This is a genomic window from Bacillus cereus group sp. BfR-BA-01430, assembly GCF_022663115.1.
Lineage (GTDB): Bacteria > Bacillota > Bacilli > Bacillales > Bacillaceae_G > Bacillus_A > Bacillus_A cereus_BD.
Map to the genome: position 1 here is coordinate 137,900 of NZ_JAKUEW010000010.1, position 21,305 is coordinate 159,204.

Genomic DNA, 21,305 nt, shown 5'->3' on the forward strand with positions numbered 1-21,305 from the left:
ACAAAAAGAGCTTCTGATACGTGACTCAGAAGCTCTTTTTGTATTATTGTTACTTATCCTTCTTTTGTTCTTCTACCACTTGTACAGGTGGCTGTTCCTTTCCTACCTTCCCCACTACATCTTTTCCTGCGAAACTTTCTAATAGTTCTTTTAAGTCAATACCAGAAGACGCTTTCAATGTTTCTTGCATCGTTGCCATTAAATCTGTTGCATACCCTGCAACTTTTCCGGCACCGCTGTTTTTTCCACCACCGCCTGTATCGACAACTGTAATTTTATCAATATTGCTAAGTGGGCTCGCAATTTCTTTCGCATAGCTTGGAAGCATTTTCAGAACCATATCCATAATTGCTGCTTGCCCATATAATTCAAATGCTTCGGCAATTTTTTGTTTTGCATCTGCTTCTGCTAAACCTTTTAGTCTAATAACATCTGCTTCTGCAGTACCTTGTGCTTTTTCAACTTCTGCCTTCGCTTCACCTTGCGCCTTTTCAATTTCTGCTTTTGCTAACCCTTCTACACGCACTTCTTCAGCCCGTGCTTTTGCTTCCGCTTCAATCTTATATTGATCTGCATCCGCTTTTTTCATTTGTCTTACTTTTTCTGCTTCTGCCGCTTGCTCAACTGCATAACGATCCGCATCTGCTTTTTTCTTTACTTCCGCATCATATTGTTTCTCACGACGTGCAATTTCTTTTTCTTCTAATTCAATTTGTTTTTCACGCTCAATAATTTTCACTCGCATTTGTTCTTCTGTTACGTTTTGTTGTGCTTTTGCTTGCTGTAATTCATAAGAAAGGTCCGCATCCGCACGAGCCTGTTCTTGTTCTCTCTTATATGATTGCACTTTTAACTCTTTATATTTTTCTGCTTCTGCAATTTGAGCATCGCGTTGATATTCAGCTTCTTTCGCTTCTTTTTCAGCACGTGCTTTTTCAATGCGCGCTTCTTTTTCACGCTCTGCATTTGCAATTTGAGCATCACGTTTAACAGTTGCAATTTGCGGTTGACCAAGTGCATCTAAATAGCCATTTTTATCTGTAATTTCTTTAATTGTAAAAGAAACGATGCGAAGTCCCATTTTCTTCAAATCTGAAGACGCTACTTCATGTACTTTCTGTGCAAATTGTTCTCTATTACTATATGCATCTTCCACCGTCATCGAGGATAAAATCGCTCGTAAATGTCCTTCTAATACTTCTTTTGCCTCAACTTTTAACTCTTCTGTTTCTTTTCCTAAATATTGTTCTGCTGCTGTTGATACTTCTTCAATTGTTGAACCTACTTTAATAATAGAAACACCATTTACAGTAACTGGTACCCCTTGTTTTGTATACGTATCACGCGTTCCAACTTCTAATTTATAGTTTAATAAACTAAGAGGTTCTGCACGCTGCATAATTGGTACAACAAAAGTACCTCCACCACGAATAATTTTAATTTTCTTTCCATCATCCGTTGTCACAACATTTTTACCACCGCCAAGCCAGTTTCCTGTGACAATTAAAGCTTCATCTGGACCAACAGTGCGATATTTCGTGATAAATACTAAAATAAGTAAAAGTAAAATTGCGAGTAATACACCACCAATAATTAATGGAATCATGAAAACTCCTCCTTACCACTTTGGTTTTTTTAAAGAATGAGCAATATTTCGTACAAGTAGCACGCCATCTTGTACTCCTTCTATCATTACTTGTGTACCTTGTAAAATATCGTTCTTTCCAATCGTTTTAGCTGGTATCGCATTGCTCCCAAATTTCGAAGAAATTAACACTTCTCCAAATCCTTCCTTTGGAATAGTAATAATGACTTCTCCTCTGCAACCGATAAATTCCTCCATACCTTGTACTGTATTTTGCTCAGATTCAGCAATGGGCTTTAAAATTAATATTTTCATAATAAAAACGCCAATCAGTGATATACAGAGCGAAAGAATAAAGATAACGATACTATCTAAAGCCAATACATATTCGCCAATATAACTAAAACCACAAAGCATAGCCAAAAAACTTAGTAGCAACGTGACAATAGATGTAGATCCACCTCCAAAGCTAAATATGGATTCAAAAATGTCCCCAAAAAAGATGTAAATCACAGTAAGAACAGTAGCAATAATAAATCCATATAAATAAATTGTTTCAAGTGGATATCCCAATAAAGACATGCTTGTTGTCCCCCCTCTCTCTTTCATACTTCCTTCTTATATGTATGCTTCACCTCTTTCAAGAATTATTTTTCTTAATTTTCAGTCATTTTTCCTTTTAAAGAAAAACCTGTACGACAGGTTTCCAAAAAAGAACAGGAGGAGCCTATCGTGACAGGCTCCTCCTAAAAAATAACCGATATATTGTATATTTATATAATATAACATTTCCCATAAAAAGTAAAGTTTCATATACATTGGAAATATACTTATTTTACTGATAATGTATATGTCCCATTTCCGTTATCAAATTTATATACATATAAGTAATACTTTCCTGGTTTTGCTTCTAATTTCCCTTTTATATCATTTCCATTAGCTTGGCCATATGCAGCATAATTTTGCATGTCTGATTCATGATGAAGAACCCATGTCATCCCGATGCTATGTTCATTTACAACAGAAATATCTATATTTTGGGGAGAAGTGACATCAAACGTATAAATATCTGTACGATCTTCATTCACAAGACTACCTTTTATCAATGTATTGAATGTAATAAGATTCGCTTCCTCCAAACGATTATTTGGTTCAGATTCTACCATTGTTTCCTGTCCTTTTCTAACAGTAACTGTTGTTTCATTTCTCGCTTTTTTTCCTTTATTGTCTGTTACTGTTAGTGTTACCTTATATGTTCCTTCTTGCTTATATACATGTTTTGGATTTGCTTCCGTAGTTGTTGTACCATCTCCAAAATCCCATAAATAAGAAACAATTTTACCATCTTCATCTTTGGAACCATCGCTCTTAAACTGAATGGCTTGATTTACATATCCATTGTACGGACCATTTATATTTACAATCGGCGCTTGATTTTCTCCATTATCTGTTGCGATACCATGAAATACAACATCGTATTCGAATTGATTTTCTGCATTTACACGATAGTTCACAAAGTAAGCTGTAACTGTTTTATAACCGCTCCATTCCTTCTGCGTCAATTTTTCTAGAGATTGGTTGATGTGCTTACTCATCTCTTTCCAGTCCTCAGCTTCTCCCTTTGTCGCACTACCTGTATACGTTCCTTCTACCGTAAATGTATCAAAAAATTGGGACTTATGCTTTTTAATCGTTGCCCCTTTCAGATTCGCTGTATCCTCGATATCTTTCTTCACTTCTGCTAATGCCTTTGGTGCATGCTCTGCTAAATAATCATCTGATACCTCTGGCACGTTATATCTTTCTTGATTATCAATTAATTTTTGCATATACGCCTGGTACTCAGCATTTAAATTCGCATCCTTACTTAAAGCCTCACGATATGCATCATAATTCTTCACATCATTCGCTCGAATTAAGTCTTGAATTTTATCAAATGTTTCAAAACGATGATTATATAAATAGGACTGTAGTGCAAAAGAATAGTTATAAAAATCCCATGAACCATATTTTGCAAATAATGTTCGTTCTGCTGTATAACGATTTGCAGAATCAGATGATAATCCACTAATTATACTTTTACGTGGAATAACATTGTTCATACGAGTAGATCCTGCAAAGAACTCTGCATTCCCTTCTTGGAACCAAGTTAATCTCTCATTTTGATACATATCTCCTTCTCCAAATAAACCGGGAACCTCATATCTACCTTGTAAATAATGAGTAAATTCATGACGGAATAACTCTTCTAAACTATAAATACTTTGTTCTGACGTACGTTCATATGTAAAGAAAGTTCCGTCTTGTTCAATATAAATTCCACCATTATTTGTTTCATATCCATATAGTTGTCTATTAAGCTTATATTCATCTGGACTATTATAAATAACAACTGTTAGCACATCATCAGGATTGCCGGGCTCTAGCGCTTTATCATTTCCAATCACACGATGATATTGCGCCTTTACTTCTTTAGCAGCCCAGTACAATCGCTTCACTTTTTCCTCTGTTACTTTATCCCCTGTTTTAAATACAATAGATCCATCATCAAATGTATACGTTTTTGGTAAGTACTGTTGTTTTCCCTCTTCACGTATTTTCTCTGCATCTATTTTATTTCCATTGTAATCTTTTCCACCATAGTTCGTTTTAATCTGCTCGACTGCAACAAAATAAGCGTCACTTAAATGCGGATACATATGCATTGCTTGTGTAACGACTGCTAATCCTTTATTTGGGTTACTATGAAATTTCCCTAAACGGCCTGCAAAATAAATGCCATTATTAATTAACCAACTATTTTCTGCTGTTACATGCTGTAAAAGCGCAATACGGCTCACTTCATTTACGAAAGCATCCATTTTACCGTACCACATTGTTTCATTTGCTTCTTTATGTGAAGCATACACATAAGAATCTATATCATAATCAATGCCTTGAATAAGACTATATACAGCTTGTCCCTTCATAAAATCGCTTACATAAGTAGCTAGATTATCATTGTACTGTTTTAAAATATTTGCTGCATATTGCACAGTTTCAACATCGCTCGAAGCGTTACTAATTAATTTCCCATATGCAGATACTACTGTATCTTGTTGTTCTGTCCCAAGTTTAAAGTTTCGGTTTTTCGCAATAGCTTTTAATGCCGGCAAACATTTATCATGGAAACTACGCTCATTTAAATAACTTAACTCTTCATGATAGAAACCAAGATAAAAGGCTGAACGTAACACTTCAACAAATGTCTCAATTCCTTTTCCATCATCTTTTGTAAATGTACTCCCGCGGCGACCTAATTCATCAATTAGAACTTGCACTCTTTCCTTATTTTGATAAAATGCTTTCGTGTCTTGATTAAATTGAAATAAATCTGTGATTTGATTCCAGCGAATATTTGCCAATGTCTCAATCAATTCTTCATTATTCATTTTATTGAAGTCAGCCATAGAATAGCTTTCTTGAAACCGTTTAGATTCTGTTCGCTTCATTCCAAAAGCTGGACGTTGAGAAAAATCTCCCGTTCTTAATCGTTCTTCAAAAGATAATGTTTTATCTTCCTGTGAAACGTGAGCGATTTGATCCGTCTGAGTTTCAACTCCAATCGGCTTCATTTGCATAACATTATAAGGTATTTTTTCTTCTGCTGATACTTCTGTTTGAATACTTCCAAGTGATAAAGCTACTGTACTAATACCGAGCATCATTTGCGTAATTCTTGATTTCTTATTCATAATAACTTCCTTTCATCTTTATATCCCTATATTAACTACCTAAAATCTAACATATTATACTAGTAAAATAATGTAAAATGCAATATTTCATATTCTTTTTTGATAAATTGTGAACATTTATCAAAAAAATCTCTACCTTATAAATTTACTAAAAACCGAATTTTTTGACATTTATATTTATTATTGTTATAATAAATATAATTGTTAACTTTATTAAATAAAAGGTGGGATTCTATGATAAAAAGAAAGAACAGTGTATTCTATATCTCCATCTTGCTCACAACATTATTCATTATATGGGGTGTAATTCCAGCAAGTTGGATACAAGGCTATGATTTACAAAGCGTTACTTCTTCATTAAACTCATTTATCCTCAATAAATTTGGATGGTTTTACTCTCTACTTATGACCACAATGATTATTTTAGCTGCTTATTTAGCTTTTTCAAAATACGGTTCAATCCGTCTTGGTAAAGATGATGAGAAACCAAAATACAGTTACCTCTCTTGGCTTGCTATGTTGTTTGGAGCAGGAATGGGAGTTGGTCTTCTCTTTTATGGAATTGCTGAACCAATTTCGCATTTTGGCTCACCACTTACCGGTGAACCTGGGACAGAACAAAGTGCAAGACTTGCTATGAAATATTCTTTTTTCCACTGGGGACTCTTCCCTTGGTCACTATATGCAATGGTTGCTTTAACAATCGCATACTTTACATTCCGAATGCAAAAAGGTAGCACAATTGGTGCTACAGTTACTCCTTTATTTAATCGATCGAAAAACTCTCCCATCGGAAAAACAGTTGATATTTTAGCTGTTTTAGCAACCGTATTTGGAATTGTGCCATCTGTAGGAATCGGTGCACAACAAATTGCAGGAGGCTTAAACTATTTATTCCCTTCTATCCATAATACCATTGGTACACAGCTCATACTCATTGCCATTTTTACTATACTGTACTTAACGAGTGCACAGACTGGTTTAGATCGTGGGATTAAATATTTGAGTAACTTAAACTTCTCCCTAGCAGGTATATTGCTCGTTTCCTTTTTATTTCTTGGACCAACTGTCTTTATTATGAAATATTTTACCTCTACAATAGGTTCTTACATCGGATCACTACCAAGTATGGGATTAGAATTAGGAGCCTTTAGCAAAAACTCCTCTTCATGGATTGAGAATTGGACCATTTTCTATTGGGGCTGGTGGATCTCTTGGTCTCCATTCGTTGGGACATTTATCGCAAGAGTTTCCCGCGGACGTACGATTCGAGAATTCATTTTTGGCGTAGTTTTAATTCCAACGCTCATTTGTACATTTTGGTTTACCGTTTTTGGCGGTACTGCTATCCATATGGAAATGTTCCAATCGCTTGGAATTGCTGATGAAATCGCAAAAAACGGAACAGAAATTGGATTGTTTGCCGTTATTTCTCATTTACCATTCTCAACGTTCTTAACGATTATAAGTCTCGTGTTAATCGCAACGTTCTTTGTTACATCGGCTGATTCTGCAACATTCGTTGTTTCTATGCAAACGAGCAACGGGAGCTTATCACCAAAGAACCATTTAAAATTAATTTGGGGATTAACAATTGCAGTCATTGCTGCTATTCTCTTGCAAGCTGGCGGACTAAGCGCCTTGCAAATTGCAGCCATTATTGCTGCCTTGCCATTCTCATTTGTTGTCATTTTAATGATCACTTCATTATTTAAAGCATTGCGACAAGAAAAAGTCGCTATGCAAGCGAAACAAGCAACAAATACTATTAAAAAAGTAATGTAATGTAAAGCACCTCTCGCTTATTGAGAGGTGCTTTTTATAATTGAAGCTCAAAAGTTTGATAGCATTACAAATCTTAAAAGAATTGTTGTGAAAAAAGAAACAAAAAGAGGAACTTAACTACTTCTTCGATGTTTGAAATAGAACACATATACGTAGAAACATTTCCTTCATATAAATATGATATATCACTTTGAAAAGTTTAATTGTATAATATATTTTGTTATATTCTTTCAGACTTTTCAACATAGATTGAAAACATGTAAAGAAAATAAATGATAGACCAGGAGAAATCATAATGTACACAAAACTATTAAAATCAATTACTTCACTCACACTAATAGGAAGCGCTCTATTATATACACATACTGATACGATCAAAGCTGCTGAGGTTCCCTCTTCTTTTTCTGATGTTCCCCAAAAACATTGGGCATACCCTGCTATTACGAGTTTAGCAAGTCAAAATATTATTGCAGGTTATGGAAACGGAAAATTTGGTTTAGGTGATGTTGCCACTCGCGAACAAGTAGCCGCTTTAATTTACCGCGTACTATTTTCTAATAAAAAGAATGGCACTTTCAGTAATGATAGTACTCACTATATTTTAAAAGATGGCTCACAATTGAAAAATCCTTATCGCGACATTAATCAATCTTCTACAATGTTTCCGGAAGAAATTTTAGCGCTTACAGATTTAGGGGTTTTCAAAGGAGATGACCGGGGAACCTTCAGACCAAAAGATTCTATAAGTCGAGCCGAGATGGCACAAATTATTAAAAGTGCCTTTCATCTTTCTACAAAACAAAGACATACATTTCATGATATTCCGAAAAACTTTTGGGCAGAAGATGCGATTAGTGCTATACAATCCAATCATATTGCAGCTGGTACAGGCGATGGAAATTTTGAACCATTCAAAACTGTAACTCGTGAACAATATGCACAGTTCTTATACAATGCTTTAGAATATAACAAACAAGCCAATGGAAATATGAAACAACAAGCTAATACCCCACCAAAAGATATGCAATTACTAGAGGAATTTAAAAATGAATTACAAAAGCATATCAATGCCTTTGAAGTAAACATTACACTTCCTTATAAAACACAAAATAGTAATAGGCAGGAAGTGATGGATATACTTTTTAATGCGTACAAAGAACTAATGAATACAAATGAATATGCGAATTATACACTAGCACGCACTTCATATTCTCTCTCTGGTTCACCTGGTAATTATCGTTTTACTTTAAACATTACATACCGTGAATCAAAAGAACAAACAGAATATGTCATGAAGCAAACAAAAGCAATTGTTCAGTCTATTATTCAAAGCGGCATGGATGATCATGAAAGAGTAAAAGCTATTCACGATTACGTTGTAAAACATATTGCCTATGATACTTCTTACCATGCTTATACAGCATATGAAGCACTAGTAAACCGTTCCGCTGTTTGCCAAGGTTATGCACTATTAACCTATCAATTACTAAAAGAAGCTGGAATAGATAATCATATTGTAACAGGTACTGGCAATGGAGAGCCACATGCTTGGAACTTAGTAAAAATCGATAATAAGTGGTACCACCTTGATACAACATTTGATGATCCTATTCCAGATGAGCAAGGAAGAGTTATGTATTCATATTTCAATGTAACAGATGAACAGCTCTCAAAAGACCACCAATGGAATCGTAACGAATATCCAACGGCTACTACAAACTATTACAATGAATTAATCAATAAAGTCTCAGCTGGTAGCCAAAAATCAGCGAGTTATGAACAAATATTAAAAGACACAAAATTAGTGTATCAATCAAAACAATATGTTGCTGACAACTATGAAGAACTAACAGCAAAATTACGGCAGCAATTCTCAACAAAACCTGAAAAAGTTGAAGTTCTTTATAAACAATCCGTGCAAAATGCTATGCAGGACATCAAAAAAGCCCTTGCAGAAATCCATCTACCAGCTGGAGCACAAAGAGCCTCCTACAAAGCTACACCATATAGTGCAAAAGAAGGCTACTCATTCATAACAATTACTTTTACATATTAAAAATACGCCAAGGCATCTATAAAAGATACCTTGGCGTATTTTATTACTATGCCATTCTTTCACTGGATTCTTCTCTAAAAAAGCTCTTCATCGCATGAAATACATCTGCTTTTTGCTTTAAAATATAATATCTAAATTTTTCTTCCTTCATATTTTTATAGGCTGACATCAGTGTACTGTGACGATTGTACTGGTTCACTTCCCCATACCCAAACATATTACATACCTTCATCAATTCCTGCACAAGCTTGACGCAACGAGCATTATCGGATGTTAAGTTATCCCCATCAGAAAAATGAAATGGATAAATATTATAGCGTTCCGGCGAATACTTTCCATCTATAAGCTCAAGTGCTTTTCTATAAACAGAAGAACATATTGTACCACCGCTTTCGCCTTTGGAGAAAAATTCTTCCTCCGTTACTACTTTCGCTTCTGTATGATGTGCGATAAATTCAATATCCACTGTTTCATACTTTGTACGTAAAAATCTTGTCATCCAAAAGAAAAAGCTTCGTGCCATATATTTTTCCCAAATTCCCATCGATCCACTTGTATCCATCATTGCTAATACAACTGCTTTTGATTCTGGTTTTAACACTTCATTCCATGTTCGAAACTTCAAGTCTTCTTGATAGATTGGATGGAACGATGGTTTTCCTTTCATTGCATTTCGTTTATATGCTGAAATCATTGTTCGTTTCTTATCAATATTTCCCCATAATCCCGTCTTTCTAATATCATTAAATTCAATATGCTCAAGCCGATTTTCATCCATTTCTTTTCTCTTTAAATTAGGTAATTCTAACTCTTTGAAAAAAGCTTGCTCCAATTCTAAAATAGATACTTCCGCTTCATAATAATCCTCTCCGGCTACATCTCCTGCGCCTTGCCCTTTTCCTGGTCCCTTCTGCTTTTGACCACCAGAGCCGTCTCGTGCAACGACATCGCCAACTTTACTATCACCATTTCCTTGCCCAACATGTTTATTTTTATCATAGTTATATCTAATTTTATATTCATCTAAAGAACGAATTGGTATTTTGACAACATCCCTACCATTAGACATTATAATACTTTCTTCTGTTACAAGATCTGGCAAGTTATTTTTAATTGCCTCTTGTACTTTTTCTTGATGGCGTTGTTGGTCGTCATATCCTTTGCGATGGAGGGACCAGTTTTCCTGTGAAATTGTGTAATTATGTTTATTCTCTTCGCTCATTCCTTCCCCTCCTTATTAGTTTTTTCTTCATGCTGCTTAAAACAGTAGAATTCAAATTACAATGCAAAACTGCTCATGAACATTTCTTCTCAAATCATGATTACATCCTATCCCGAACATTCCCAACAAAAAATTTGATACGCAATCCATAATCGTGAACATACAGCCAAGAGATACGAAATAAACACAATGCATTGTTGCACACTTTTGTGCTTTGCAACATATTATATTGTGTTGGCTTTTTTCTGTATGAATGGTTGGTTACTCTATCATATGCATATTGTAAAAATAATTGACAATAAATTCATGAAATTGCATCTTAATTTATTATATTGGACAAGCCTTATTCCTTCATTTGGAGTTCCTATCTCTTGCTTTATATCGCTATTTGCAAGACCGTACTCTCATACGATATAAAAACGCCGTCTCCATTCTAGAAAGAGACAGCGTTCTATTATCATATTATCGATTCAATAAACTGCCCACATAACGTAACAATTCATTAGCAGACGAAGAGTTGTATCCATGTTCATCGATTAAGCGTGCTACAACATCATTAATTTTCTTGAGTTGATTTTCATCAGGCGTTTTCGTTGATGTCGTAATTTTCACCACATCTTTCAGATCCGCAAACAGTTTTTTCTGTATTGCTTCACGAAGACGTTCATGTGAATTATAGTCAAAGCGTTTTCCTTTACGCGCATAAGCTGAGATACGAATTAAAATCTCTTCACGGAATGCTTTTTTAGCGTTTTCGGAAATACCAATTTGTTCTTCGATAGAACGCATTAGTTTTTCATCTGGACTCATTTCTTCGCCCGTTAATGGATCACGTAATTTCGATTTATTGCAATACGCTTCGACATTATCTAAATAATTATCCATAAGTGTCTTAGCTGATTCTTCGTACGAATACACAAATGCCTTCTGCACTTCTTTCTTCGCAATCTCATCATACTCTTTTCGCGCTAATGAAATAAAATTCATATAACGTTCTCTATCTTCATTACTAATAGATGGATGCTGATCTAATCCGTCTTTTAAAGAGCGTAATACATCAAGTGCGTTAATAGATGGAACTTCTTTTCGAATAATTGTAGAAGAAATTCTATTAATCACATATCGAGGATCGATACCGCTCATTCCTTCATCTTGATATTCACGCTGTAATTCTTCCACATCAATCGAATTATACCCTTCTACCATTTCACCATCATATAAACGCATCTTTTTAATGAGATCAATATCTGGACGCTTTGGATCTTTTAATCGAGTTAAAATAGTAAACATCGCTGCGACTCGAAGTGTATGAGGGGCAATATGCACATCGGATACATCGCTTTCGCGAATCATCTTTTCATAAATATGTTCCTCTTCGCTTACCCGTAAGTTATATGGTACTGGCATAACAATAATTCTCGAATGCAATGCTTCATTTTTCTTATTTGCGATAAAGGAGCGATACTCTGTTTCGTTTGTATGAGCTACAATTAATTCATCTGCTGAAATAAGTGCAAATCTGCCTGCCTTGAAATTCCCCTCTTGTGTGAGAGATAATAAGTGCCATAAAAACTTTTCATCGCACTTTAACATCTCTTGAAATTCCATCATTCCTCGGTTCGCTTTATTTAACTCCCCATCAAAGCGATAAGCACGCGGGTCCGATTCTGAACCATATTCAGCAATTGTAGAGAAATCCAGACTTCCTGTTAAATCAGCAATATCTTGTGACTTTGGATCCGATGGACTAAATGTTCCAATTCCTGTACGACGGTCCTCTGAGAAGAAAATGCGCTCAACCATTACATCTTCTATCCTTCCACCATACTCCTGTTCTAACCTCATCATATTTAACGGTGATAAATTCCCTTCAATCCTTACGCCATATTCCTCAAAGAAAGCATCTCGTAAATGATGCGGGATTAAATGGAGAGGATCTTCATGCATTGGGCAACCTTTAATAGCAAAAATAGCTCCACGCTCTGTACGTGAATAGGTTTCTAATCCTCTTTTTAACATCGTAACTAATGTCGATTTCCCACCACTAACAGGTCCCATTAATAATAAGATTCGCTTTCTAACATCTAGACGTTTTGCTGATGGATGAAAATATTCCTCCACAAGACGTTCTAAAGCATCCTCTAATCCAAAAAGCTGATTGCTGAAGAAATTATATCTTTTTCTCCCATCTACCTCTTCAATGCCAGCATCTTTAATCATATTATAAATGCGAGAGTGTGCTGTTTGGGCCACCCATGGTTTTTCTTTTACAAGATCCAAATACTCCGCAAACGTACCTTCCCACTTTAAACGTTCCTCTGATTCTCGGTGCTGTTCAATCTTTTTTAGAATATCCATTATAGCTCCTCCCCCATCTCCTTGTTCAATCGGATTATTATAAAAGGTATGCGAGGATGTCCCTAAACATTCTTTAAATCAAAATGAAATATCTTATCATCCTAAAAAAATCCACCCAAAATACTAAGAAAATTCTGTATAATAAAGATATTAGGGAACATATCTCTTTATTCGTCTGAATTTAATCCCTTCTTCACTTCAAAGAACACTACATAACGAAAGAGTGAATTTATAAACGAAAAGAGAGGGGGGAATGTAGCATGAAATTATTATTAATTTTAGGCGTTTCACTTGCATTTCTTACTGCTATTTTTACAGCTGGGTATAATGATAAGCCAGGAACAAACAAAAAGTGATGTGCCTACGCACATCACTTTTCTACATCTTGAACAGAAAAAATAATAACCTTGCGCAAATGATACATCTCGTTTCAAAACGTATAAATACATATTTTTTTCTATAAAAAAAGTCGTCAAGTGACGACTTTTAGTACACAATCTTTTCATCTAAACCTGGATAATTTTGTTGACGAAAAGCTTCATAGACTAAAATAGCTGCTGTATTTGATAAATTTAATGAGCGAACTTTATCTGTCATTGGAATGCGCAAACAATGGTCAAAGTTTTCTTGAATGACATTTGCTGGTAAGCCATTTGTTTCTCTTCCAAATACAAAATAATAATTTTTCTCTGGATTACTATAATCAAACGCTGTATGTGCCTTTTCACCATACTTTGTTAAATAGAAAAATTCACCATCGTGATTTTTTTCATAAAACTCTTCGATTGAATCATAGTACGTAATTTTTACATGCTCCCAATAATCTAAACCAGCGCGCTTCAACATTTTATCATCTGTTGAAAATCCAAGCGGTCTAATTAAATGTAGCCCAGCTCCAGTTGCTGCACACGTACGTGCTATATTTCCTGTATTTGCTGGAATTTCTGGTTGATATAAAACAACATTTACTCCCACGGAATATTCACCTCAATTTTTTCTCTACTACGTATTATACCACTTGAATGAAAAATCTCTACCCATTAATAATATGAAAAAATTTATACTTCATTTGCGGTGTATACTTACTAGAATCTTCATAATTCCAGTAACGATGCCGGCTATTAGCTGAGTGAGCATTGACAAGCGGCATTCCATCTGCATCTTTTGCCACTACAATCGTCGTATGATTCCATCTTCCATCATTCTCAAAGTCATAAGCAATTATATCCCCAAGTATAAGATCTTCTGGTTTTTCTACCGACTTAGCTCTCAAACCTGTTGTCGATCCTGATAAATACCAATAAAATGAATGAGCAACTGCCCAGCTCCAGCTCCAGTGATTTCCCCTTTGCCACCAACCTTTACGAATGTTAGGATACCCTGTCATCGGTATTTCCCCTGCATGAAGGCATTGGGAAACAAAATTTGTACAATTATCAGGAAAATTACGGTATACTGGATTTCGATTATCCCACCAACGTTCAGCATACTTAACCGCTTCAAGACGATTGTATTGATAGAACCCGAATTTTTCTTTTGTTCTTTCACGTTCTATTGGTCCATCACAGCTAAAATGATCTTTCACTTCAATGACATTATCTTCTTCGATTTTCTTTCCTTTTAATCGTATACGCCGCGTTACTTGTTCTTCTTCTATATAAAATAATTCTTTATGAAGAATGAAATATTTCAAATGTACTTGATAATCCACTTCTTGATACTCTTTACTATTTAATTGCCGAATAAAAGAAATATCTGCTGTTGCTTTTACAATATTTGCGCCACGTTTTTGAAATAAGTTTTGTTTACGCTGTAATACCTTCCATAAATCTGGAGAAATTCCATCTACATGCTCCCTTTTATCAACTATAAATGCTAAAGATTGTTGTATTTGTTTTTCAATATAAGATTTTACAGTCATTTTCTCCCCTCCCCATATTACAATATGAAACAGGGGAATATTATCTACTCTTTTTTCTGTGCCAGCAATTCAAGTCCTCGCTTCATTTCATGAAGAACTTCTTCATCCTTCTCACGCTCCATTGCACGTTCAATGGCAACGCCTACTCCATCACCGCCGATTTTCCCAAGAGCCCATGCCGCCGTTCCTCGTATAACAGGCCTTGGATCATCTTTCATCACATCAATTAAATGCGGTACTGCTGCTGTTTCTTTAAAATGAGCAAGCGCTAAAATTGCATTTCGCTGCAACGGTTTCTTTCCTCGCCATGATCCAGACATTATCCCGTATTTTTCTTTAAACTCTCGGTTACTTATTGTTAATAACGGAATTAATAGCGGTTTAACTAATTCTGGATCTGGTTCCATTTCGGGATGATTATGGAAGTCTTTCCCTTTATTCTTTGGACAGACAGTCTGACATGTATCGCATCCATATATTCTGTTTCCTATCTTATCCCGATATTCTTCTGGCAAGAATCCTTTTGTCTGTGTTAAAAAAGCAATACATTTCTTTGCATTTAATTGTCCTCCTTGTACTAAAGCTCCAGTTGGACAAATATCAATGCATTTTGTACAACTTCCACACTGATCTTCTATAGGCTGATCAGGAGGAAACGGGACATTTGTGATCATTTCACCTAAATATACATAAGAACCAAATTCTGGAGTAATAATCGAGCAGTTTTTTCCACTCCATCCGATACCAGCACGTTCTGAAACAGCACGATCACTTAATTCTCCTGTATCAACCATTGATTTTACTTCTATACCGGGTAATTTTTCGATTAAATACGCCTCTAACTTTTGCAAACGATCTCGTAAAACAAGATGATAATCTTGCCCCCAAGACGCACGACAAAAAATACCACGTCTCTCTCCACGCTTACTTAGCGGTGCATTTTTTAGTTTTGATGGATAGGCTAATGCAATTGCAATAATTGATTTTGCCCCTGGTAATAATAGCTGTGGATTTGTTCTCTTCTCAATATCAGGTTCTTCAAAACCAGATTGATAATTTAATTGTTGCTGCTGAATTAAACGCTGCTTCAATTCCTCAAAAGGAGAAGCACTTGCAAACCCTATTTTATCGATTCCAATCGTTTTACTGTACGCTATTACATCTTGCTTTAATTTCTCAAAATCCATGCTTTACCTCCTTCTACGATGAATATATATTGAATCATCTACTGTTGGTTAGCAATTCATTTCATAATCATATTCGTTCATTCTATTTTTGCATAAAATATTCTTTTCCAAACATTAAAAAACGCAATGCCTCGTTTATCTTAGAAACGAAACACTGCGTTGATCACAAGTTATTATAAAAAATACGAAATAATAGCTGGAGCGGGTGAAGAGAATCGAACTCTCGACCAGAGCTTGGAAGGCTCTTGTTTTACCACTAAACTACACCCGCAAATAATAAAAAATATATATAAGTTGTTTCAATAACTTATGTAAAGTAGTATAGCACGTAATAAAAGGCAGCGCAAGAATTTTATCGAAAAAAGTCGAAAAAGTGATGAGACTCCTCATCACTTTTTCAATTCTTTATCAATTTCCTTTTTCATACTGTCATAATCAGGATTTGTAAGATTTCCGTTTACATATACTGATGGTGCACCTTGTACTTTTAGTTTTTCTGCACGATCAAAATCTTTACGTACTTTTTCTTTCATTTCTTTACTGTGTAAATCCTTCTTAAACTGTTCTGCGTTCACTTTTGGAAGTTTTTCCTTCACTATATTAAGAAGCAGTTCTTCTGTAATCCATTCCTCAGTATCTTTTTTCTGACTTTGATACATTTCATCATAGAATTTCCAGAAAGAATCTGGGTCTTGTTTATAAATTGCCTCACCAGCTGCAGCACCTAATTCAGAATCTTTTCCGATAAATGGGAAGTTAATAAAATAAAACTGCACTTTTCCTTTATTAATATAATCTTCTTTTAGACGCGGGAATACCGTTGCATCCCAAGTTCGACAAGCTGGACATTTGAAGTCTCCAAATTCTACAACTTTCACAGGAGCATCTTCTTTCCCTAAAGTTTGTTGAGTAGAATAAGCAAACATCTCATTTCCTTTTTCTTTTTTGTCATTTATAATACTGTACACAATTGTTCCAATAACAATTAAGACAGCAATAGAAAAAACAATACCAAGAACCATGATTTTGTTCGATGATTTCATATACATTCCTCTTTAATTTCATATTCTGTATACATTGCTGTACACAATACACATAATATCAATACTTATATCAGTCATGCAATGAACACGCTCACATAAATTCTAAAAATAGAGTAAATGTGACAATATTGTGTCTCTTCTGCTCATATTTTATTCATAAAAAAGAAGCCCCTCTCTTGGGACTCCCTTTCACTAACAATCTTTTTACGCGCTGTCTTTTTCATCGAATGCTCTGTTTTTGTATCGTGACGAATAACAAGTTTCTCACTTAACGCTTGCACATATTGATTATGATTAATATATCCCTCTCGCTCCATTAACTTTAAGACTACGTTTCTTCGTTCTACAGCTTTATCGTAATTTTTTACAGGTGAATAATATGCAGGTGCCTTTACAACAGCAGCTAACATTGCACTTTCACTTAATGTTAGTTTATTAACCTTTTTACCAAAATATAATTTTGCTGCTTTTTCAATTCCCCATGCACCTTCTCCGTAATAAATATTACTCACATATAACTTCAAGATTTCATCTTTCGTAAATGTACGCTCAATTTTTTTTGTATAAAAAATTTCTTTCCATTTTCGAGAAAATGTACGTTCATTAGATAAAAAAGCATTTTTAGATAACTGTTGTGTAATTGTACTTCCTCCTTGTACAATACCACCAGCTTTTATATTTTCAATAGACGCTCGAACAATCGCAATATAATCTAATCCATTATGATGATAAAACCGTTTATCCTCAGTCGCAATAAATGCGTGAGCCAACGAGCTTGGTATCTCTAATTTAGTAGGAACTTGTAGCTTGCTAATATCACTACGTTCAATCATTACATTTCCGATAAATAATAAAGTACAACTTAGTAATAATAATAAAATAATAGCTTTATATAAAAACTTTGTAATCGGATTGAATGAAATTTTTTGATGATAATTCACTCTAGATAATACGCGCTCTTTCATCGTGCCCACCTCTTTTCTATACAGAATATATTATTCTTAATTTAAGAATATCGTCTTCTAAAAAAAGATCCAATCGATTTCTCTTACACCTAACTTACAATCTTGTAAGTTATAACATCCGTTCATACTCTTAACAACATTCATATGGAATAAAATGTTTATCTGTTCATTATACCATTTACTATATATTTTTTCGGAATACAAATGTATTTCTTGACCGTTTTATATCCTAAGTGCATACTTATTATAAAGAACAAACGTTCTTTTAATCAACTTAAAAATATTTTATACTTTTATACTTTTATACTTTTATAGTCTTTCCGTTCTTTTTGAATATAAAAAAGGCCTTTTGTTCTAAAATAACAAAAGGCCTTTTTCTCATATATTATTCACCTAAATCAACGTTATGATAAACTTGTTGTACATCGTCTAAATCTTCTAATGCATCAATTAACTTTTCAAATTGTACTTGTGCTTCTTCTGGAAGTTCTACATCATTTTGTGCAAGCATTGTAAGTTCCGCAACTGTAAATTCAGTAGTGCCAGCAACCTTAAGCGCTTCTTGTACTGCATGAAATTGATCTGGCTCAGCATAAATAATAACAGATTCCTCTTCCTCTAAAATATCACGCGCGTCTACATCTGCTTCCATTAAAATTTCAAGTACCTCATCCGCTGTTTTCCCTTCAAGTCCAATAACAGCAGTAGCATCAAACATATACGCTACAGAGCCATTTACACCCATATTCCCACCGTTTTTATTAAACGCAGCACGTACGTCTGCTGCAGTACGGTTTACGTTATTTGTAAGTGTATCTACGATTATCATCGAGCCGTTTGGACCAAATCCTTCGTAACGAAGCTCATCATAATTTTCTTCTGAACCGCCTTTTGCTTTTTCAATTGCACGATCAATAATTGATTTTGGTACACTGTATGTTTTCGCACGCTCTAATACAACTTTTAACGCTTGGTTTGATTCTGGATCTGGCTCACCCTGTTTTGCTGCCACATAAATTTCACGTCCAAATTTTGCATATACACGGCTTGTATTAGCATCTTTTGATGCTTTTTTGTCTTTAATGTTGTTCCATTTACGACCCATTCTGTTCCACTCTCTTTCACGTTTAAATCTACATAAGAAATATTAATATGAAATATAATATTTCTTCAACACTTTTTCAAAATAAGTATAAAAAGTTTATAATTCATTCATTATAAACATAACAAAAACCGCATAGTTTTTATTTCACATTATATATTATACATTAATTTTATTCTTCATTGCGAATGTAACACTTCTTCCATTTATTATGTAATTAAAGAAAGTAAATCGTTATTTTAAGAAAGATCTCTAGATTTCATTACATAAGCAGCAACATTATCTCCGAAGATATGTAAGACAAATGTAGTTTCTTCTACAGAAAGCAAGGCCCCAAACAATACTAGCTATCTCACTGAAATAAAGTGAAACTTTAATCAGTGAGCGTTTTCTTCATCACTACTGATTATTCCTACCTATCTTCCTTGCTTCTCTCTGAACCTTGAAGTGGGGGTCTTTCTGCCCTAAAATAGCGGAATACATTATCCTTTTATCTCATAACAAAAAACTCTAACAAAAATGTTAGAGTCTTCTTCTACGTTATTCAATACCGATGGTCGGGGTCGAACCGACACTCCCGAAGGAACACGATTTTGAGTCGTGCGCGTCTGCCAATTCCGCCACATCGGCATATAAAAAAAGGCGGCAACCGGATTCGAACCGGTGGTAAAGGTTTTGCAGACCTCTGCCTTACCACTTGGCTATGCCGCCATATTCAATTTGGAGCGGAAGACGGGATTCGAACCCGCGACCCCAACCTTGGCAAGGTTGTATTCTACCACTGAACTACTTCCGCAAAAATGGCTGGGCTAGCTGGATTCGAACCAGCGCATGACGGAGTCAAAGTCCGTTGCCTTACCGCTTGGCTATAGCCCATCGAATGATTAATACATTATATGTTATAATCAACAAATTAATTACAATGATTTTCAGCTAAGACATTAAAAATCTTATCATACTTTAATCAACTTGTAAATATTTAAAATAAATGGGGCGACTGATGGGAATCGAACCCACGAATGCCGGAGCCACAATCCGGTGCGTTAACCACTTCGCCACAATCGCCATATTATTTGGCAGGGGCAGTAGGAATCGAACCCACATTGGAGGTTTTGGAGACCTCTGTTCTACCATTAAACTATGCCCCTATATGAATGGTGGAGGGGGGCAGATTCGAACTGCCGAACCCGAAGGAGCGGATTTACAGTCCGCCGCGTTTAGCCACTTCGCTACCCCTCCGAAACTTACTGGTGCCGGCTAGAGGACTTGAACCCCCAACCTACTGATTACAAGTCAGTTGCTCTACCAATTGAGCTAAGCCGGCTTATTTTATTTTCATGGTGGCTCGGGACGGAATCGAACCGCCGACACGAGGATTTTCAGTCCTCTGCTCTACCGACTGAGCTACCGAGCCTTTATATAATGGCGGTCCCGACCGGGGTCGAACCGGCGATCTCCTGCGTGACAGGCAGGCATGTTAACCACTACACCACGGGACCTTGGTTGCGGGGACAGGATTTGAACCTGCGACCTTCGGGTTATGAGCCCGACGAGCTACCAGACTGCTCCACCCCGCGACGATTATTATTTTGATTTAAATGGTGGAGGATGACGGGATCGAACCGCCGACCCCCTGCTTGTAAGGCAGGTGCTCTCCCAGCTGAGCTAATCCTCCAAAAGTGGTGACCCGTACGGGATTCGAACCCGTGTTACCGCCGTGAAAGGGCGGTGTCTTAACCACTTGACCAACGGGCCAAAAGTTCCTAATGGCGGAGAGCAAGGGATTCGAACCCTTGATACGCTTGTGACGTATACACGATTTCCAATCGTGCTCCTTCGGCCATCTCGGACAGCTCTCCATAAATGGCTCCGCAGGTAGGACTCGAACCTACGACCGATCGGTTAACAGCCGATAGCTCTACCACTGAGCTACTGCGGAATAATATAGCCTGGCAACGTCCTACTCTCACAGGGACAAGGTCCCAACTACCATCGGCGCTAGAGAGCTTAACTTCCGTGTTCGGTATGGGAACGGGTGTGACCTCTCTGCCATCATTACCAGACAATATTCATTTGAGACAATCATTATTATACCTAATTCACTTAAAAAGTCAACAGTTTTTTTATATTCTCTCAAAACTAGATAACACTCATGTAGTTCTTAACGTAATCTAGCTCCAACGGCTAGATCCTCCGGTCATTTCACCACCCTCGGTCGAAGCAAAAAGCGCTTCTCGGTCGGGGGTTCCAATGCCCTACGGCTCTGAACAAGCCGTTTCCGCTTTTTTTATTGGTTAAGTCCTCGATCTATTAGTATTCGTCAGCTCCACGTGTCACCACGCTTCCA

General features: G+C 35.9%; 13 protein-coding genes, 16 tRNA genes and 1 rRNA gene. 2 read left to right on the forward strand and 28 right to left on the reverse strand.

What is annotated here, in order from left to right:
• Positions 1 to 49 precede the first annotated feature (49 nt).
• From MR058_RS16660 to colA, 3 genes are all read right to left on the reverse strand, one after another.
• Positions 50 to 1,606: a flotillin family protein gene (locus MR058_RS16660; RefSeq protein ID WP_242145036.1), complete on the reverse strand. Its 1,557-nt coding sequence runs from the start codon at positions 1,604 to 1,606 to the stop codon at positions 50 to 52.
• Between the two features lie 12 nt (positions 1,607 to 1,618).
• On the reverse strand, positions 1,619 to 2,167 hold the full coding sequence (locus MR058_RS16665; RefSeq protein ID WP_242145037.1) for an NfeD family protein: 549 nt from the start codon (positions 2,165 to 2,167) through the stop codon (positions 1,619 to 1,621).
• A gap of 248 nt (positions 2,168 to 2,415) precedes the next feature.
• Complete coding sequence (gene colA / locus MR058_RS16670; RefSeq protein ID WP_242145038.1) at positions 2,416 to 5,319, reverse strand: collagenase ColA; 2,904 nt, start codon at positions 5,317 to 5,319, stop codon at positions 2,416 to 2,418.
• A gap of 234 nt (positions 5,320 to 5,553) precedes the next feature.
• On the opposite strand from colA, the gene opuD reads away from it, so the two are divergent.
• Positions 5,554 to 7,104, forward strand: a complete 1,551-nt coding sequence (gene opuD, locus MR058_RS16675; RefSeq protein ID WP_242145039.1) for a glycine betaine transporter OpuD — start codon at positions 5,554 to 5,556, stop codon at positions 7,102 to 7,104.
• 295 nt (positions 7,105 to 7,399) lie between these two features.
• A complete protein-coding gene (locus MR058_RS16680) occupies positions 7,400 to 9,160 on the forward strand; it encodes an S-layer homology domain-containing protein (RefSeq protein WP_242145041.1) in 1,761 nt (586 codons plus the stop codon).
• A 46-nt stretch (positions 9,161 to 9,206) separates the two neighbouring features.
• Here MR058_RS16680 and yhbH read toward each other — a convergent pair whose 3' ends face one another.
• From yhbH to rrf, 25 genes are all read right to left on the reverse strand, one after another.
• A complete protein-coding gene (gene yhbH / locus MR058_RS16685) occupies positions 9,207 to 10,382 on the reverse strand; it encodes a sporulation protein YhbH (RefSeq protein WP_242145042.1) in 1,176 nt (391 codons plus the stop codon).
• A gap of 462 nt (positions 10,383 to 10,844) precedes the next feature.
• Positions 10,845 to 12,740 (reverse strand): PrkA family serine protein kinase, encoded by a 1,896-nt coding sequence (locus MR058_RS16690; RefSeq protein WP_242145044.1) that lies wholly within the window; start codon positions 12,738 to 12,740, stop codon positions 10,845 to 10,847.
• A gap of 486 nt (positions 12,741 to 13,226) precedes the next feature.
• Positions 13,227 to 13,715, reverse strand: coding sequence for a tRNA (uridine(34)/cytosine(34)/5-carboxymethylaminomethyluridine(34)-2'-O)-methyltransferase TrmL (trmL, locus tag MR058_RS16695; protein ID WP_242145046.1), 489 nt, complete (start codon positions 13,713 to 13,715; stop codon positions 13,227 to 13,229).
• Positions 13,716 to 13,773: 58 nt separating this feature from the next.
• Entirely contained in the window at positions 13,774 to 14,661 is an 888-nt protein-coding gene (locus tag MR058_RS16700) for an amidase domain-containing protein (protein ID WP_242145047.1), read from the reverse strand.
• A gap of 44 nt (positions 14,662 to 14,705) precedes the next feature.
• Entirely contained in the window at positions 14,706 to 15,848 is a 1,143-nt protein-coding gene (gene queG / locus MR058_RS16705; RefSeq protein WP_242145048.1) for a tRNA epoxyqueuosine(34) reductase QueG, read from the reverse strand.
• A 197-nt stretch (positions 15,849 to 16,045) separates the two neighbouring features.
• A tRNA-Gly gene (locus MR058_RS16710) sits at positions 16,046 to 16,119 on the reverse strand.
• Positions 16,120 to 16,237: 118 nt separating this feature from the next.
• The gene (locus tag MR058_RS16715) at positions 16,238 to 16,891 is read right to left on the reverse strand and encodes a DsbA family protein (protein ID WP_242145049.1); all 654 of its coding nucleotides are present in this window, start codon (positions 16,889 to 16,891) and stop codon (positions 16,238 to 16,240) included.
• Positions 16,892 to 17,034: 143 nt separating this feature from the next.
• Positions 17,035 to 17,856: a transglycosylase domain-containing protein gene (locus tag MR058_RS16720; RefSeq protein ID WP_242145050.1), complete on the reverse strand. Its 822-nt coding sequence runs from the start codon at positions 17,854 to 17,856 to the stop codon at positions 17,035 to 17,037.
• A 385-nt stretch (positions 17,857 to 18,241) separates the two neighbouring features.
• Complete coding sequence (locus tag MR058_RS16725) at positions 18,242 to 18,961, reverse strand: YebC/PmpR family DNA-binding transcriptional regulator (protein WP_242145052.1); 720 nt, start codon at positions 18,959 to 18,961, stop codon at positions 18,242 to 18,244.
• 545 nt (positions 18,962 to 19,506) lie between these two features.
• Positions 19,507 to 19,588 (reverse strand) — tRNA-Leu (locus tag MR058_RS16730).
• Positions 19,589 to 19,598: 10 nt separating this feature from the next.
• A tRNA-Cys gene (locus MR058_RS16735) sits at positions 19,599 to 19,669 on the reverse strand.
• A gap of 10 nt (positions 19,670 to 19,679) precedes the next feature.
• A tRNA-Gly gene (locus MR058_RS16740) sits at positions 19,680 to 19,754 on the reverse strand.
• Between the two features lie 5 nt (positions 19,755 to 19,759).
• Positions 19,760 to 19,834, reverse strand: a tRNA-Gln gene (locus MR058_RS16745).
• Positions 19,835 to 19,947: 113 nt separating this feature from the next.
• Positions 19,948 to 20,023 (reverse strand) — tRNA-His (locus tag MR058_RS16750).
• 9 nt (positions 20,024 to 20,032) lie between these two features.
• A tRNA-Trp gene (locus tag MR058_RS16755) sits at positions 20,033 to 20,106 on the reverse strand.
• Between the two features lie 7 nt (positions 20,107 to 20,113).
• Positions 20,114 to 20,197: transfer RNA gene (locus tag MR058_RS16760), tRNA-Tyr, on the reverse strand.
• A 9-nt stretch (positions 20,198 to 20,206) separates the two neighbouring features.
• Positions 20,207 to 20,282: transfer RNA gene (locus tag MR058_RS16765), tRNA-Thr, on the reverse strand.
• Between the two features lie 14 nt (positions 20,283 to 20,296).
• A tRNA-Phe gene (locus tag MR058_RS16770) sits at positions 20,297 to 20,372 on the reverse strand.
• A gap of 9 nt (positions 20,373 to 20,381) precedes the next feature.
• A tRNA-Asp gene (locus MR058_RS16775) sits at positions 20,382 to 20,457 on the reverse strand.
• A 1-nt stretch (position 20,458) separates the two neighbouring features.
• Positions 20,459 to 20,535: transfer RNA gene (locus tag MR058_RS16780), tRNA-Met, on the reverse strand.
• Positions 20,536 to 20,557: 22 nt separating this feature from the next.
• Positions 20,558 to 20,633, reverse strand: a tRNA-Val gene (locus MR058_RS16785).
• Positions 20,634 to 20,638: 5 nt separating this feature from the next.
• Positions 20,639 to 20,713: transfer RNA gene (locus tag MR058_RS16790), tRNA-Glu, on the reverse strand.
• Positions 20,714 to 20,725: 12 nt separating this feature from the next.
• Positions 20,726 to 20,817: transfer RNA gene (locus tag MR058_RS16795), tRNA-Ser, on the reverse strand.
• 5 nt (positions 20,818 to 20,822) lie between these two features.
• Positions 20,823 to 20,897, reverse strand: a tRNA-Asn gene (locus MR058_RS16800).
• A gap of 8 nt (positions 20,898 to 20,905) precedes the next feature.
• Positions 20,906 to 21,021 (reverse strand): 5S ribosomal RNA (rrf, locus tag MR058_RS16805).
• Positions 21,022 to 21,305: the final 284 nt, after the last annotated feature.